Genomic DNA, 14475 nt, shown 5'->3' with positions numbered 1-14475 from the left:
CCAAATCCGGTAACAAAATAGGCCCTTTGAGCTAAAGAGGCTCGGCGAATCCGGCTTAAACCGGTACCCTATGCGACTGTTTTTTTGTATTACGCCGAGGTAACACCCGTGTTCTCCCAATTCGCCCTGCACGAACGCCTGCTAAAAGCCGTGGCCGAACTCAATTTCGTCGAGCCTACGCCTGTGCAAACAGCGGCCATTCCGCTGGCGCTGGAAGGACACGATCTACGGGTGACGGCGCAGACCGGCAGCGGCAAGACTGCCGCGTTCGTGTTACCGATGCTCAATCGCCTGATGGGCCCGGCCAAGGTTCGCGTCGACATCCGCGCGGTGATCCTGCTGCCGACCCGCGAGCTGGCCCAGCAGACGCTCAAGGAAGTGGAGCGTTTCTCCCAGTTCACGTTCATCAAGGCCGGGCTGATCACCGGCGGCGAAGACTTCAAGGTCCAGGCCGCGATGCTGCGCAAGGTCCCGGACATCCTGATCGGTACGCCGGGCCGTCTGTTGGAGCAACTCAACGCGGGCAACCTCGACCTCAAGCAGGTTGAACTGCTGGTCCTCGACGAAGCCGACCGCATGCTCGACATGGGCTTTGCCGAAGATGTCGAGCGTCTGGCCGGCGAATGCGCCAACCGTCAGCAGACCATGCTGTTCTCGGCCACCACCGGTGGTTCGGGCCTGCGCGAAATGATCGGCAAAGTCCTGAAAGACCCGCAGCACCTGCAGGTCAACAGTGTCAGCGAACTGGCTCCGGGCACCCGTCAGCAGATCATCACTGCCGACCACAACGTGCACAAAGAGCAGGTCCTGAACTGGCTGCTGGCCAACGAGACCTACCAGAAAGCAATCATCTTCACCAACACCCGCGCCATGGCCGACCGCATTTACGGTCGTCTCGTGGCGCTCGAGTACAAGGCGTTCGTCCTGCACGGCGATAAAGACCAGAAGGATCGCAAGCTGGCGATCGACCGTCTGAAGCAGGGCGGCGTGAAGATCCTGGTGGCGACCGATGTCGCGGCCCGTGGTCTGGACGTCGACGGCCTGGACATGGTCATCAACTTCGACATGCCGCGCACGGGCGACGACTACGTTCACCGCATTGGCCGCACCGGCCGTGCGGGCGGCGAAGGTTTGGCGATCTCGCTGATCACCCACGGTGACTGGAACCTGATGTCCAGCATCGAGCGCTACCTGAAGCAGAAGTTCGAGCGCCGCACGATCAAGGAAGTCAAAGGCACCTACACCGGGCCGAAGAAGGTCAAGGCGTCGGGCAAGGCGGTCGGCGTGAAGAAGAAAAAAACCGATGGCAAAGGTGACAAGAAGGGCGACAAAAAGAAAGCCGTTGCCAAGGGCCCGACCAAACGCAAATCGGTAAATCGTCCGAAGGCTGAGCCTTTGGTCAGCCAGGACGGGATGGCGCCGCTGAAAAAGCGCGTCACGCGTCCGCCAGTCGCTGAATAACCCCATTCTGCCTCCCGGCCAGCCCGCTGAACGGCTGGCCCTCCACTGGGTCACAACACCTGAGCATCAAGCCCGATGACCGGACGTCACGGGTATTGCCCTGTTGGCCCACTGGAGGATGAAACATGTCTAAACGATACGACTGGGACCTGATCGAGCGTCTGTTGCACCACGTACAAAACAGCGTCGCAATCGCCGATGCATCAGAGGCGTCTGCCGCAGAATTGAGAGCGTTGTTGCTCGAACGTGGGTTCATTGCCGCCCACACGAGTGGTGATGGCGGGAATAGCGAAGGCGCGACCCTTACGCCTCGAGGCGCGAGCTTGCTGGCGATGATCGACAGCAGCATTCCAGGCAACGACCATCCGCGTCAGGTGCTGGATGAACAGGCCGATGCGCTGGATAAGGCGACCTTTGATGAGGTGGCCTCAAAGGCGCAAATCGCCTGATGCTGAAAGCGTCCTGATCAGGACGCTTTTTTTATGCTCTTGTAGCAACTCAAGTCTGTGAAGTCCTTGCGCACATCGGCGATTTTCGCCAGCAACTTCTGCCGTTGATCAGCCGTGCTTTGCGCCATCAGGTCCGCAATCAGAGAAATCGCTGCCTGCTCGGTATGGTCGTAGGTGGCGCGATATTCGGGCGTCCAGAAGGTCTGGCGATCCTGCAACAGACTGGCAATCTTCTGATCAAAATCACCGGCATTGCGCTGTTTCACCGCCGCCAGCAACAGCGACTGCCAGTGCGCGCGGTTGTCGATCCACAGCCGGTTCTGCTCGCCCAGCGAGGTCGACCACTGCATCACGCGAGCCTGTTGGGCTGCATTCAATTTGCCCATCCAGGGCGTCAGACGCTTCTCCATCCGTTGAGCGCGTTCACTGATCTGCTTGTCCAGCGGCTGGTCGACGTACTCGTCCTCATGCTTGCGCAGGTCCTTGGCGAATGCGGCTTCCATCTCGGCCACCTGCTGATCGTCCAGCTGACGCAACAGCTCGACCGCGGAGGGCGTGATTTCTTTGGAGAGGGTGGCGATGGCTTGCCGCGCTTTGGCGGTGCGTGCCTTGAGTTGCTCCTGATTGACCTGGTTGTTTTCGACCATCCCTTGCAGACGGTCCAGCCAGTCGAGGTAACCGGGAATCTGAGTGGTGCAGTGCCAGCTCAAGTGCTCTTTCAAGCGCTCATCGAGCCAGTCTTTCTGCGAAGCGTTCATGTCCAGGTAGTCGTTGAGCGACCAGGGAATGATGAAGTCCAGATGCCGATACGTCAGACCAATCTGACTGCACCCCGCCAACAGCGTCAGGCTCAGCCACAGCGAAATAAAGGTCTTCAACACAATGCCCATGACAGCTCCTTGCCGGTTCGTCTCACCGTTATAGAGCAAGTCAGGTCATGGCGGTTCAACCCATCAGAAAAACGAGCGCACGACCTTAAGGGTAACGGTGCTTTCGCACTGGGTGTTGTGGCCGCTGTAGGCGCTGCAATCGGCGCCGGTCAGGCTCGAGCCGCTGTACATCAGGTTCATGTCCATGCCCAGAACAGGGCGCGACACGTTGAACGACCAGTCGCTGTAGGCGTTGACCACGCCGCCGCCGTCGATGATCGTGGGCGAATCGAGCTGGTGGTTGCCGTACTGCATGCGCAGGTCCAGGCCCAAGGGAATCATGCTGCCCAGGTCGAGAAACACGGTGCTGTCCTGGCGACCGGCGTCGGTGCTGAAGGCAGTGCCGATGCGGCTGTCGAAAATACGGAAACCGGCGTAAAGCTCGTGGCTGTCGAGCTGGTCAGTGTTCGGGTAGCTGTAGCGAATGACGCCAAGCTCGTAACCGAGGGTTTTGTCGAAGGGCTTCTTGAACCCCATGTAGGAGTCGACTTCCAGCGCGGTGTCGGGGGTCAGCCCTGCGCTGGGGGACCATTGCCCGAAGTAGAAACCGCTGTCGTGGGTCAGGTCGAGCCCGCCATGGAACTTCGTATCGGCACCGCTCGGCGTCACCAGGCCCTGAGCCATGGTGCGGCTGGGCGTCGTGCCGAGCTTCAGGCTGAAGTCGCCCAGTTCCCGCTCGATGACCTGAGCGCTGGCGGCGTGATGCATGAGGGCGGCGCAGGTAAACACCGCACCGGTCCAACGGTTGAAACAGCGAGCATAAGGCATGCTTCACTCCTTTCAGGTTTCAGAGGAGTGGGTCGAAGGTTTCTATCCGAAAGCCGAATGGCCTGGCAAGAACCGCGAGCTAGAGCGGTGCAAGGATACCGCCGATTGGCGCCATCTCATGACCATTGGTCGATTCGAGGCAGATGCGCAGCGCTTTCAGATCAGTTCGCGGGGGAAATCAGCTGATTGACGACGATCAAGGCTTGAGGAAAAGACGGATAACCGCTGGTGGCTACGTCCAGTTTTTCGTACTGGGTGCGGTACTTCTGTGCCTTTTCCTGATCGTCCATTCCGGCCCTTTGCGCAAGCAGGGCGATGGCCAGCGGGTAGTTGCGATCTGCAGAATCATTGAGCCTGGCATCGATCAGCTTCGGCTCGGCGTTCTGGCGCAGAAGCAGTATGGCTTGGTAAAACTCGGCTTCGCCGGTTGTGTCTTCGCGTGCTGCCCGTTCAAGAAGCGCGCTGGCGAGTTCGTCGTTTTCGGCGCGGCGTTCGTTGATCAGCAGCTTGGCCTGGAGCATGTCGTTCTGATACAGCAGATAGTCGGCACGGCAGGCGCTGCCTGGCATCGAGGTGTCACATCCGTGGGTCGCACAGCCGGTGAGCCCGAGGCTGAGCAGGGCGCCAATGATCATCCTTTTGTTCATATCGGTTTCCGCAGAGACGTCAGCAGATCAGGGCATCGTCCGCTCTTTTCCATGACCCATGGGTAACAGCATCGAGGAGCAGTCATGTGACGAGAGTAAAGCAGAGCTTTGTACAGCGAGGGAGCGATAGACCTGGCGCTTTGTGATCAAAGCGCCTGGATGTCGACCGCGGAGGCGGGAGAAAATTTACTTTTTGCCGAGGGAGATCTGTTTGGATGGGCCGAAGGTCTGGCCGCTGACACCTTTGGCGATCTGTTGGATCTCGCCACCGGATTTCAGGAAAGCTGCAATTTGTGCGTTGATCGAATCGCTGGTCTCAACGGCAGGAGCTGGCTTGGCTTTCGAATTGGATGCTTTTACACGCATGGCTGCTATTGACCTATATAAATTTAATACGGCCGGCCATCCTATCGGAATTGACCGGAAATTGCTTGGGTATTATCGGACGGGGGGAGGGCTGGCGGTCGTAAGCCACAGCGGAAACATTTCCCGGAAATATCGGCTAAATGACTGTTTTAATTGCGATGTTCAATCTGGGGTTCTGTCGAATCCGGTCAGCATTCAAGGCTGCGGTCAGGCTCGACGACCTGACGAATGGCTTTAGCTCTGCACCGCCTGCGGTGCATGGTTCATCAAGGCGTTGATTTCCAGGGCGGCGATGCCGACGGCAGACGTCGATCCGAAATGCTCACCGGAATGCCCGCCCGAATTCGGGTAGAATGCCGCCCACGTAACGAGGGTATCTGGACATGGCTTTAGTCGGGCGCTACAACAGTTTGCAAGTGGTTAAACACACTAACTTCGGTTTATATCTGGACGGGGCACAAGACGGCGAAATTTTGCTGCCCAACCGATATATTCCCAAAGATATTCCCAGCGAAGATGAAGACTGGCTCAACGTCTTTATTTATCTGGACAGCGATGACAAGTTAATCGCCACCACCGAGAAACCCAAGGTTCAAGTGGGTGAATTTGCCAGCCTCAAAGTGGTTGAAGTCAACAGCATTGGCATCTTTCTGGATTGGGGTCTGCCCAAGGATTTGCTGCTGCCGTACTCGGAAGAGAAGCAGCCGCTAAAGGCCGGTGATTACTGCGTTGTGCATGTCTACCTCGACAAACACACGCGCCGCATCACTGCGACCACGCGTCTGGATCGTTATCTGGACAAGGTGCCGGCCAACTACACCGTGGGGCAGGAAGTGGACTTGCTGGTGGCGGAAGAAACCGCGATGGGTTTCAAGGCGATCATCAACAACAAGCACTGGGGCCTGATTCACAAGAACGAGGTGTTCAAGTTCCTGCGTTCGGGCAAACAGGAAAAAGGCTTCATCAAGGAAGTGCGCAGCGACGGCAACATCAGCCTGAGCCTGCAACCGGTGGGCGAGCAGCTTGCCAGCAGCCTCAACGCGCAGATCCTCGGCAAGTTGCGTGACAACAACGGCGTATTGCCCGTCAGCGACAAGAGCGATCCGCAGGTCATCAGCAACCTGTTTGGCGTCAGCAAAGGCAACTTCAAGAAAGCGATCGGCGCACTGTACAAACAGGGCCAGATCGTCATTCACGCCGACCGTATCGAACTGGTCTGACGTGACACTCGGCTGCAGCGCGGGATGGCCTGCGCTGCGGTCGTCTGATTAGTCTTGCCAGATCACTTCTGTACGAAACTGGCGAAGCTCAGGTTCGCGCCGTTCGGGCGCATGTCCTTCAAGTACGAATCCTTGTCAGCCGAGAGCTCCAGGCTCACGGTGGACTTGCGCTTGCCTTCGTTGCGAACCACCACCGCGTCTTTCTGATCGCGCAGGAACTTGGTGGTCACCTTCAGGTGAATCAACTCATCCGTGCTCGGCGTGTGCAACAGCAGATGCAGCCACTCGTACTGACCCACCGCCAGACGGCTCATGGGCAAATCAAACCACCAGATATTGCGCTTGGGGTCGAGCACGGCGAAGTGCGTGTTATTGGTGCCGAGCACGGCGCCGCCGAGCTGTTCATTACGGCGCGCAATGGCCTGCTGCTTATCGAGTTTCATAACATTCCTGGATCACGGTCTCGTCAACCTGGCCCGACGCCCTGAGCGCCGCCGGTTCGGTCGCGCATTCTCCGGGGTTCTCGGGGAAACATAAAGGCAAAATTGGCCGGCGCGATTCGCGGGCTTTCATGGGGACGCGGAGCGTCCCGAAATGCATTCCCACGCAGAGCGTGGGAACGATCGAACATCAGCGCCTGGACTGGCTTCTTCCCGGCTAAAGCCGGTCCCACTAAAAGCAGCGCGTGCCGTCAGTGCAACCGGAGGCGCCTCGCGTAGGACCGGCTTCAGCCGGGAAGCTTTTGATGTGCCTGCCGCTGGTTATTAGGATGGATTCCGATCCCTCCAGGCGCATGGAAAACCCAGGCTCAAGGCGCCATTTCAATCCATTCGCGAAATAATTGAACCTCTGATTCACCGCTCCTGTCAGTTCTAGTGTCGAGGTAATGACAACCTATTCTCACCCTGGAGTTAACCCTATGAGCAGCACCGGCGATAAAGTCAAAGGCTTGGCCAACGAAGCGGTAGGCAACGTCAAGCAGGGCGTCGGCAAAGTGACCGACAACGACAAACTGCGTGCCGAAGGCAAAGCGCAGGAAATCAAAGGCGAAGCGCAACAAACCGTTGGCGACGCAAAAGATGCTGTGAAAAAAGGCGTCGACAAGGTCTAAATCCCTTGCGGCCGGGGCTGTCATGCTCCCGGCGAGCTGATTTGCATCACCGTAACGGCCATCCTTCGATGGCCGTTATCGTTTGCGCCCTCGACCGCCTGAAACACATCAAATGTAGCCAATACCCCGGGCACCCTGTAAAAAGCCAGCCCGTTCGGGCAACTGACGGAATTTCAACGCAATTGCCCGCTCGTATGCATACCGCTTGTAGAAACGCCTGAATCAATAACCGTGCTTCGGCTACATCTGTGTCGCGAAGGAGACGCCATGATATTCCCGGACTTGCGCCAGCTCAGCATCAAGACAGTGTTGGTCAGAACGGTCAAAGAGTTTCTCGATGACGAGATGTCGACCTATGCCTCGGCACTGGCCTACCAGATGCTGTTTTCGCTGTTCCCGTTCCTGCTCTTCCTGATTGCCCTGATCGGCTTCCTGCACCTGCCGGACTTTTTCAGCTGGTTGCGGCTGCAATCCGAACTGGTCCTGCCGCCCCAGGCCCTCGACCAGGTCAATCCGGTCATTGACCAGTTGCAACAATCCAAAGGCGGCTTGCTGTCGATCGGTATCGTCATCGCACTCTGGACCGCCTCGGCTGGCGTGCGCCTGATGATGAGCGCCATGAACGCCGCGTACGACGTAGTCGAAGCGCGCCCGGCCTGGAAACGCATTCCGCTGTCGGTGTTCTACACCATCGGTATCGCCGGCATGCTGTTAACGGTTGCCGCGCTGATGGTCACCGGCCCGGTGGTCATGAACTGGCTCGCCGCGCAGATTGGCATGGAAGATTTCATCGTCACGTTATGGACGGTTCTGCGCTGGCCGCTGATCATCATCCTGCTCATGGTGGCGGTGGCGATCATGTACTACGTCATGCCCGACGTTAAACAGAGCTTCCGCTTCATCACGCCGGGCTCAGTGCTTGCGGTCGTGGTGTGGATTGTCGCTTCACTGGGCTTTGCCTACTACGTGAAAACCTTCGCTGACTACAACGCGATGTACGGCAGCATCGGCGCGATCATCGTGTTGCTGCTGTATTTCTACATCTCGGCAGCGGTGTTGTTGCTGGGCGCCGAGATGAACGCGGTGATCGAGCACATGTCAGCCGAGGGCAAAGAGAAAGGCGAGAAGGAAGAAGGTGAGCGCGATGGCACGGCCGATTTCAATACGGTGCACCTCAAGCAGCACGTCTCGGGTCTCGGCCGCGATCACAGCCATGACCACGATTACACCCCAACGCCGCCGGTGCTGAAGACCGACAAATTCTGATCACGCTCTAGGTAGACGGCGCCAGCTTGTGGCGCCTCTGCCCGTTGCAGAGGGTCCGCAATGATTCGCGAAATTCTGAAAATGGGCGACGAGCGCTTGCTGCGCATCGCGCCACCTGTCCCCGAGTCGATGTTCGGTTCGCAAGAGCTGGAGACTCTCATCCAGGACATGTTCGAGACCATGGAAAGCGTCGGCGGTGTCGGCCTGGCAGCGCCGCAGATTGGCATTGATCTCCAACTGGTGATCTTCGGTTTCGAGAGCAGCGATCGTTATCCGGATGCGGAGGCCGTTCCCCAGACCATCCTGCTCAATCCGTTGATTACGCCGCTTGAGCAAACCCTGGAAGAGGGCTGGGAAGGCTGTCTGTCCGTGCCGGGCCTGCGCGGTGTGGTTGATCGCTACGAGCACATCCGCTACGAGGGTTTCGACCCGGACGGCAAGCTTATTCAGCGTGAAGCCCGCGGTTTTCATGCGCGGGTCGTCCAGCATGAATGCGATCACCTGATCGGCCGTCTGTACCCGTCACGCATTACCGACTTCAGCCGCTTCGGCTTCATCGAAGTGCTCTTCCCGGGGATGGACCCGAACGCGGACGAATAACGGCTAATTCTTCGGCTTGATGAACCGCAGGGTCATGCGGTCGGACTCGCCGATTGCCAGATACTTCGCCTTGTCCTGCTCACCCTTGACCAGCGCCGGCGGCAGTGTCCAGACGCCGTCGGGGTAGTCCTTGGTGTCTTTGGGGTTGGCGTTGATTTCGCTCTCGCCAGCCAGTGTGAAACCCGCCTGCTGCGCCAGTTTCACGACGTAGTCCGTCGGCAGGTAGCCGTTCTTTTCGTTGTCCTTGGCGGTGGTGCCGGGTTTGGCCCGATGGTCGACCACGCCCAGCGTCCCGCCCGGTTTCAACACCTCGTAAAACGCCTTGAACGTCGCCGCTTCGTTGCCGGCGTCGACCCAGTTGTGCACGTTGCGGAAGGTCAGCACGGTATCGGCCGAGCCTGGCGTGCCGAACACCGGCGCCTGAGGCACATAGGCCACGACCTCGACCTTGCCGTAATGGGCAGGGTCAGCGGCGTATTTCTGCTTCAGGCTGTCGGCGGATTTCTTCGCGTAATCGCTGATGGCGGGGTCGACGATGGCGGCAACGTAATGGCCTTTATCTTTGAGCAGCGGCGCCAACAGTTCGCTGTACCAGCCATTGCCCGGCGTGATTTCAATGACCGTCTGATCAGGGCGCAGGCCGAAGAATTTCAGCGTTTGCTCAGGGTGACGGTATTGATCGCGGGTCGCATTTTGCGGCACTCGCCAGTCGCCACCCAGCAGGGTCGCGAACTGCTCATGGCTGACGGTGGATTCCGGCGCAGCGCTCGCCGCCACTGCCAAGCCCGTCGCCGAAAGTGCCGCGAGGGAGAAAATCATAAGCGCCGGCTTCATGTGCGTCCTGCCTGACCAAGAAATGATCGGCGAGGCTAGCACGTGAGGCCGGGCCTCCGATGGCACGTTTGGTTTGGGCCACCGCAAGAAAGGTTCTAAGCCGCTATTGGGTTACTGGCGAGTCAAATGAGCCAGTGACACCAATCGCTTGGTCTGGCGATAACGCTCCAGGCGTGAGGCCAGTTCCTGGGGCAGCTGCAATGTTTCTACGAAACCGAGTCGCTGATAAAACCCGCTCAGCTCAGGTTCACAGAACAACCAGACGTTTCCTTCAACCGACGTCAGCGCTGCGGCGATCAACCCCGCCGCGACACCCCGCCCGCGCTCGGTGGGCGCAACGAACAGCCCGGTCAACCAGTGCCCACCCGCAACAGGGGTCAAGCACATACCGCCAATAACCTCCGACCTGCGCGCCACCCACATCTGCGCCTCGCCCCTGGCGCGCATGGGCGAGCGATGGGCGCGGTAGAACTTCTCCAGCAACGGGCGCTGCACGTCGGGAAGGGGCAAAAACTGGATGTCGGGCATGGGCTGCGGGCGTCGGATAAAGGATCGATTGGGCGCATGGTTCTACCGTCATAACCAATCGATCTACAAGTTTTTCCTGCGTCGTTGCACAACCGGTTATCAGCCCGAATGCAGGAACCGGCAATGCCCCACTACCTGGACGACGCGCAGCGCGAAGAGATCAAGCGTTTGCGCGCAAGCTTTACGGGCCGCACGGAGTGGCCGACCTGGTTGCTGCTGATCGGTCTGTACACAGGCTGGCCGACGTTGTTGCTTGCCAGTCCGCACTTGGGCGTGTGGCCGACGACGCTGTTGATGATCCCGCTGCTGGTGCTGTGGATGTCCGTGCAACACGAGGTGCTCCATGGCCATCCGACCCGTTCGTTGCGATTGAACAAGGTGCTCGGTTACGCGCCATTTGCGGTGTGGTACCCGTACACCCTGTATCGCGACACCCATATGCAGCACCACTGTGACGAAGACCTGACCGTGCCCGGCCGCGACCCGGAGAGCCGCTACCTGAGCCGGTCGCATTGGAAGCAGACTGGCAAAGTGATGCGTTTCTTGCGCTGGCTGGACAAGACCCCGCCGGGGCGTCTGGTGTTTGGCGTGCCGTTGGCGCTGAGCAGTCTGATCGTTGGCGAAACCCGGCGATTGCTGCGTGGCGAGCGTCAGGCCTGGGCGATGTGGTCGACCCATGGTGGATTGTTGGTGCTGATGTTTTGGTTCATCGAGCATTACAGCGCGATCTCGGCCTTGCATTACGTGCTCTTCTGCAGCGTCCCGGCGCTGGCGGTGTCGATGGTTCGCTCATACTACGAGCACCGTCCCGGCGAGCAACCCCAGGAGCGCACCGTGATTAACGAGGCCTCGTGGCCGTGGGCTTGGCTGTTCCTGAATCTGAATCTGCACCTCGTGCACCACGACTTGCCCGGCTTGTCGTGGTATCACATGCCCGTCGTCTATCGGGCGCGGCGTGAGGCGTGGCTGGCACGCAGCGGCGGATTTCTGGTGGCCGGTTACGCGGAACTCTTTCGTCGGCACAGCTTCAATCCTATCGACAGCCCGCAACATCCCTACGTCTGATCAGGAATATCGAACATGCCCCAAGGCTTCGCCGAACTGTTGATGTACGTCGCGCCGCCGCGCGTTCAGCAGGCGCAGGGGCAGTGGCTGAAACGAACAATGGAAATCCTTGGCGTGCAGCGTCTCGATGCTGCGGATCTGGACCTGAAAGCGCTGTGGCTGTCGCCGCACTTGCTGCTGACGCAAACCTGCGGTTATCCGCTGATGACTGAATTGCAGGGCAAGGTTCAGGTGGTCGGCCGTCCTGTGTATCAATTGCCCCACAGCGCCAACGGCAATCACTGCAGCCTGTTGGTCGCCCGTGAGGACGATCCGCGTCAGGCGCTGGTCGAGTTCAGGAGCAGTCATGGCCTGCTGAATTCACGGGATTCCAATTCGGGCATGAACCTGTTCCGCCACGCATTAGCCCCACTTCAACAGGATGGCAGGTTCTTCGCCGACATCACGCTCACCGGCGGTCATCGCGCCAGCCTCGCTGCGATCAAAGCGGGTAATGGTGATCTGGCGGCTATCGACAGCGTGACCTTCGACTACCTGGCCCGCGACGCCAGCGAGGAGGTCGCCGGGGTAAAGGTGATTGCGCGCACGGCGGAGGGGCCGTGCCTGCCCTACATCACCCGCCTCGGCGCTGATGCTGATGCCATCCGCGCGGCCATGAATCAGGCGCTGAACGAACTTCCCGATGTCGCCCACGCGTTGGCGATCAGCGACGTGTTACCGGCGAGCGAGGCGGATTACCAAGTGCTGCTCGACTACCAGCAGCAGGCTGTATCCATAGGGTTTCCGTTACTCTAGTTATTCCGTGATGATCTATAACGGTCGCTTTTAAGTATTTTTACTGCAAAACCGCGCTTGCTAGCATGGCCTCTCGGAAAGTCCCGATGATAAAAATTTCAGGGCAGGGGATGTCTTATGGCTGGCGCCGACGTTATGCATCGCCACTACCTTGGCGAACTCTTTGTGCAGCACCACGCGTGGCTGTGCCTGCGCTTGCGTCGACTGCTCGACTCCGAGCAGAGCGCCGAAGACGTCGCGTCCGAAACCTTCCTGCAATTGCTGGCCTCGCCCAACGTTGTGCCGATTCGCGACCCGCGGGCGTTGCTGACTACCATCGCCCAGCGACTGGTGTATGAGCGCTGGCGGCGGCGCGATCAGGAGCGCGATTATCTGGAGGGATTGGCCCTGGAAGACGCTGTTCCTTTTGCGTCCGCCGAAAGCCACGCCGCTACGCTGCAAATCCTTGACCGTCTGGATCGCCGCCTTGACCGCCTGCCTGCAAAAATCAAATCAACCTTTGTGCTCTCCCGCCGCGGCGGTCTGACCTATCCTGAAATCGCCGCGCGGCTGGGCATTTCGCAGCGTTCGGTGAGCGACTACATGGATAAGGCTGAAACCTGTTGCCGCCGCGCTTGTCTGGAATAAAGCGTGTGCTGTGCCCGGCCAACTGTGCCAAACCGATTGAGCTCCTCCCATCCCCGAGCGACGAGAGACATCCATGACACCAATCAAAAAACTGCTGGGCGGCTCGCTGCTGGCACTGGCTGCCCTGACGGGCTCGGCGTACGGCGCAGAAAAAACCGCGCCGATTCATTTCGGTGACATCACCTGGGAGAGCGGCAGCCTGATCACCGAAATCCTGCGCACCATCGTGGAAAAAGGCTACGGCTATCCCACCGACAAACTGCCCGGCAGCACGGTGAGTCTGGAAGCGGCGCTGGCGAAGAACGACATTCAGGTGATCGGCGAAGAGTGGGCGGGTCGCAGCCCTGCGTGGGTCAAGGCGGAGGCTGAAGGCAAGGTCCACGGCCTGGGCAACATCGTCAAAGGCGCGACCGAAGGTTGGTGGGTGCCGGAATTTGTCATCAAGGGCGACCCGGAACGCGGCATCAAACCGCTGGCGCCGGACCTGAAATCGGTGTCGGACCTGCCCAAATACAAAGACGTCTTCAAGGACCCCGAATCCCCGGACAAGGGCCGTTTCCTCAACAGTCCGACCGGCTGGACCTCGGAAATCGTCAACACCCAAAAGCTCAAGGCCTACAAGCTCAACGACAGCTACGTGAACTTCCGCACCGGTTCGGGCGCGGCGCTGGATGCAGAGGTCGCATCGTCCATCCGCCGTGGCAAGCCGGTGTTGTTCTACTACTGGTCACCGACGCCGCTGCTGGGTCGCTTCAAGCTGATCAAGCTGGAAGAGCCACCGTTCAACGAAGCCGCCTGGAAAACCCTCGCCGACGCCAGCAATCCCAACCCGATCGGCTCCAGCTCCCTCGCTGCGCACCTGGCCATCGGAGTGTCTGAACCGTTCCGTCAGCAGTACCCGGATCTGGTGAGCTTCTTCGAGAAAGTGGACCTGCCCATCGACCAGCTGAACAAAACCCTGGGCGAGATGAGTGAGAAGCGCTTGGAGCCAAGCGTTGTGGCTAAAAGCTTCCTGAAGGATCACCCGGACGTCTGGACCGCCTGGGTGCCGGCTGAGGTTGCCAGCAAGGTGAAGGCGGGCCTGTAAGCGCTTTCTCTTCAAACTGTGGGACAAGCGGGCCGCCGCTTGTCCCACAGGCAATCCCGTCCATGCACGAGTGACACTTCTTGAACCCCTCATTCATTCCTCTGCATACCGAACGCCTGATCCTGCGTGTACTCACCCCTGACGACACCCCGGCGTTGGCGCAAATCCTGGGCGATGCCGAGGTGATGCGGCATTCGGTGGCGGGGGTGTTATCGGAAAAGGCGACGGGCGAGTTCATCGACTGGTGTCAGTTTTCCTACCTTGAACGTGGCTTTGGTCCATGGGCGGTGGTGGAGAAATCCACCTCAACCCTGGCGGGTTTCTGCGGTCTCAACGCCGAGCTGGTGGATGAGCAGCACGAGATCGAGATTGGCTACCGGCTCGCAACCGGGTTTTGGGGGAGGGGTTTGGGCACCGAAGCGGCGCGCGGTGCTCTGGCTTATGGCTTTGAACAGCTGGGCTTGTCATCGCTGATCGCCATCGTCCAGCCGACTAATTTTGCGTCGGTCAATGTGATCAAAAAACTCGGGTTCGGTGGGTTCGTCCACAGCCAGTATCATCGCCAGGGCGTGAGGATTTACCGCATGACCGCACAGCAGTGGGCGCTGGGTGGCTCAGCAGAATTGGCTTGAGCCTTCCCGGCTAAGGCCGGTCCCACAAAGTACGCGATCCCCGTAGGGCCGGCTTTTTCAAGACCCCCCAGGACCGGCTTTAGCCGGGGA

At 59.3% G+C, this 14475-nt stretch carries 18 protein-coding genes; 11 read left to right on the top strand and 7 right to left on the bottom strand.

What is annotated here, in order from left to right; all coding sequences use genetic code 11:
- The first annotated feature begins 108 nt into the window (after positions 1 to 108).
- Together QMX88_RS04710 and QMX88_RS04705 are read left to right on the top strand one after the other, a co-directional pair.
- A complete protein-coding gene (locus QMX88_RS04710; protein ID WP_074891698.1) occupies positions 109 to 1461 on the top strand; it encodes a DEAD/DEAH box helicase in 1353 nt (450 codons plus the stop codon).
- Between the two features lie 125 nt (positions 1462 to 1586).
- Complete coding sequence (locus tag QMX88_RS04705) at positions 1587 to 1910, top strand: transcriptional regulator (protein ID WP_282366806.1); 324 nt, start codon at positions 1587 to 1589, stop codon at positions 1908 to 1910.
- A 17-nt stretch (positions 1911 to 1927) separates the two neighbouring features.
- Here the strand turns inward: QMX88_RS04705 and QMX88_RS04700 are convergent, their stop codons facing one another.
- From QMX88_RS04700 to QMX88_RS04685, 4 genes are all read right to left on the bottom strand, one after another.
- A complete protein-coding gene (locus tag QMX88_RS04700) occupies positions 1928 to 2800 on the bottom strand; it encodes a DUF6279 family lipoprotein (protein ID WP_282366805.1) in 873 nt (290 codons plus the stop codon).
- 63 nt (positions 2801 to 2863) lie between these two features.
- A complete protein-coding gene (locus tag QMX88_RS04695; RefSeq protein ID WP_192171527.1) occupies positions 2864 to 3607 on the bottom strand; it encodes a TorF family putative porin in 744 nt (247 codons plus the stop codon).
- Positions 3608 to 3768: 161 nt separating this feature from the next.
- A complete protein-coding gene (locus QMX88_RS04690) occupies positions 3769 to 4254 on the bottom strand; it encodes a hypothetical protein (protein ID WP_282366803.1) in 486 nt (161 codons plus the stop codon).
- Positions 4255 to 4440: 186 nt separating this feature from the next.
- Entirely contained in the window at positions 4441 to 4620 is a 180-nt protein-coding gene (locus tag QMX88_RS04685; protein ID WP_037012170.1) for a hypothetical protein, read from the bottom strand.
- A 383-nt stretch (positions 4621 to 5003) separates the two neighbouring features.
- Here QMX88_RS04685 and QMX88_RS04680 point away from each other — a divergent pair, with 383 nt between their 5' ends.
- Entirely contained in the window at positions 5004 to 5840 is an 837-nt protein-coding gene (locus QMX88_RS04680; RefSeq protein ID WP_192171524.1) for a CvfB family protein, read from the top strand.
- Positions 5841 to 5902: 62 nt separating this feature from the next.
- Here QMX88_RS04680 and QMX88_RS04675 read toward each other — a convergent pair whose 3' ends face one another.
- Positions 5903 to 6283: a hypothetical protein gene (locus QMX88_RS04675; protein WP_065992698.1), complete on the bottom strand. Its 381-nt coding sequence runs from the start codon at positions 6281 to 6283 to the stop codon at positions 5903 to 5905.
- A gap of 476 nt (positions 6284 to 6759) precedes the next feature.
- Here QMX88_RS04675 and QMX88_RS04670 point away from each other — a divergent pair, with 476 nt between their 5' ends.
- From QMX88_RS04670 to def, 3 genes are all read left to right on the top strand, one after another.
- Positions 6760 to 6951, top strand: a complete 192-nt coding sequence (locus tag QMX88_RS04670) for a CsbD family protein (RefSeq protein ID WP_192171522.1) — start codon at positions 6760 to 6762, stop codon at positions 6949 to 6951.
- Positions 6952 to 7218: 267 nt separating this feature from the next.
- Complete coding sequence (locus QMX88_RS04665) at positions 7219 to 8217, top strand: YihY/virulence factor BrkB family protein (RefSeq protein ID WP_192171521.1); 999 nt, start codon at positions 7219 to 7221, stop codon at positions 8215 to 8217.
- Positions 8218 to 8277: 60 nt separating this feature from the next.
- Complete coding sequence (gene def / locus QMX88_RS04660) at positions 8278 to 8817, top strand: peptide deformylase (RefSeq protein ID WP_282366788.1); 540 nt, start codon at positions 8278 to 8280, stop codon at positions 8815 to 8817.
- Between the two features lie 3 nt (positions 8818 to 8820).
- Here def and QMX88_RS04655 read toward each other — a convergent pair whose 3' ends face one another.
- Both QMX88_RS04655 and QMX88_RS04650 read right to left on the bottom strand, forming a co-directional pair.
- Positions 8821 to 9651: a class I SAM-dependent methyltransferase gene (locus tag QMX88_RS04655; RefSeq protein ID WP_282366785.1), complete on the bottom strand. Its 831-nt coding sequence runs from the start codon at positions 9649 to 9651 to the stop codon at positions 8821 to 8823.
- A 111-nt stretch (positions 9652 to 9762) separates the two neighbouring features.
- Positions 9763 to 10179, bottom strand: coding sequence for a GNAT family N-acetyltransferase (locus QMX88_RS04650; RefSeq protein WP_282366783.1), 417 nt, complete (start codon positions 10177 to 10179; stop codon positions 9763 to 9765).
- A gap of 123 nt (positions 10180 to 10302) precedes the next feature.
- Between QMX88_RS04650 and QMX88_RS04645 the strand changes: the two genes are divergently transcribed.
- The 5 genes from QMX88_RS04645 (at position 10303) to QMX88_RS04625 (ending at position 14385) form a co-directional block, all read left to right on the top strand.
- Complete coding sequence (locus tag QMX88_RS04645; RefSeq protein ID WP_282366781.1) at positions 10303 to 11244, top strand: fatty acid desaturase; 942 nt, start codon at positions 10303 to 10305, stop codon at positions 11242 to 11244.
- A 15-nt stretch (positions 11245 to 11259) separates the two neighbouring features.
- Positions 11260 to 12039 (top strand): phosphate/phosphite/phosphonate ABC transporter substrate-binding protein, encoded by a 780-nt coding sequence (locus QMX88_RS04640; protein ID WP_282366779.1) that lies wholly within the window; start codon positions 11260 to 11262, stop codon positions 12037 to 12039.
- 117 nt (positions 12040 to 12156) lie between these two features.
- On the top strand, positions 12157 to 12666 hold the full coding sequence (locus QMX88_RS04635) for a sigma-70 family RNA polymerase sigma factor (protein ID WP_442969430.1): 510 nt from the start codon (positions 12157 to 12159) through the stop codon (positions 12664 to 12666).
- Positions 12667 to 12739: 73 nt separating this feature from the next.
- Positions 12740 to 13753 (top strand): ABC transporter substrate-binding protein, encoded by a 1014-nt coding sequence (locus tag QMX88_RS04630; protein ID WP_282366775.1) that lies wholly within the window; start codon positions 12740 to 12742, stop codon positions 13751 to 13753.
- A gap of 80 nt (positions 13754 to 13833) precedes the next feature.
- Positions 13834 to 14385 carry a GNAT family N-acetyltransferase gene (locus QMX88_RS04625; RefSeq protein ID WP_282366773.1) on the top strand — a complete coding sequence of 184 codons (552 nt, stop codon included), beginning with the start codon at positions 13834 to 13836 and terminating at the stop codon, positions 14383 to 14385.
- Positions 14386 to 14475 lie beyond the last annotated feature (90 nt).

The organism is Pseudomonas sp. PS02290, assembly GCF_029960075.1.
Classification (GTDB): Bacteria; Pseudomonadota; Gammaproteobacteria; order Pseudomonadales; family Pseudomonadaceae; genus Aquipseudomonas.
Note: the sequence above shows the minus strand (reverse complement) of the source record. Positions and strands in the feature narration are given on the sequence as shown.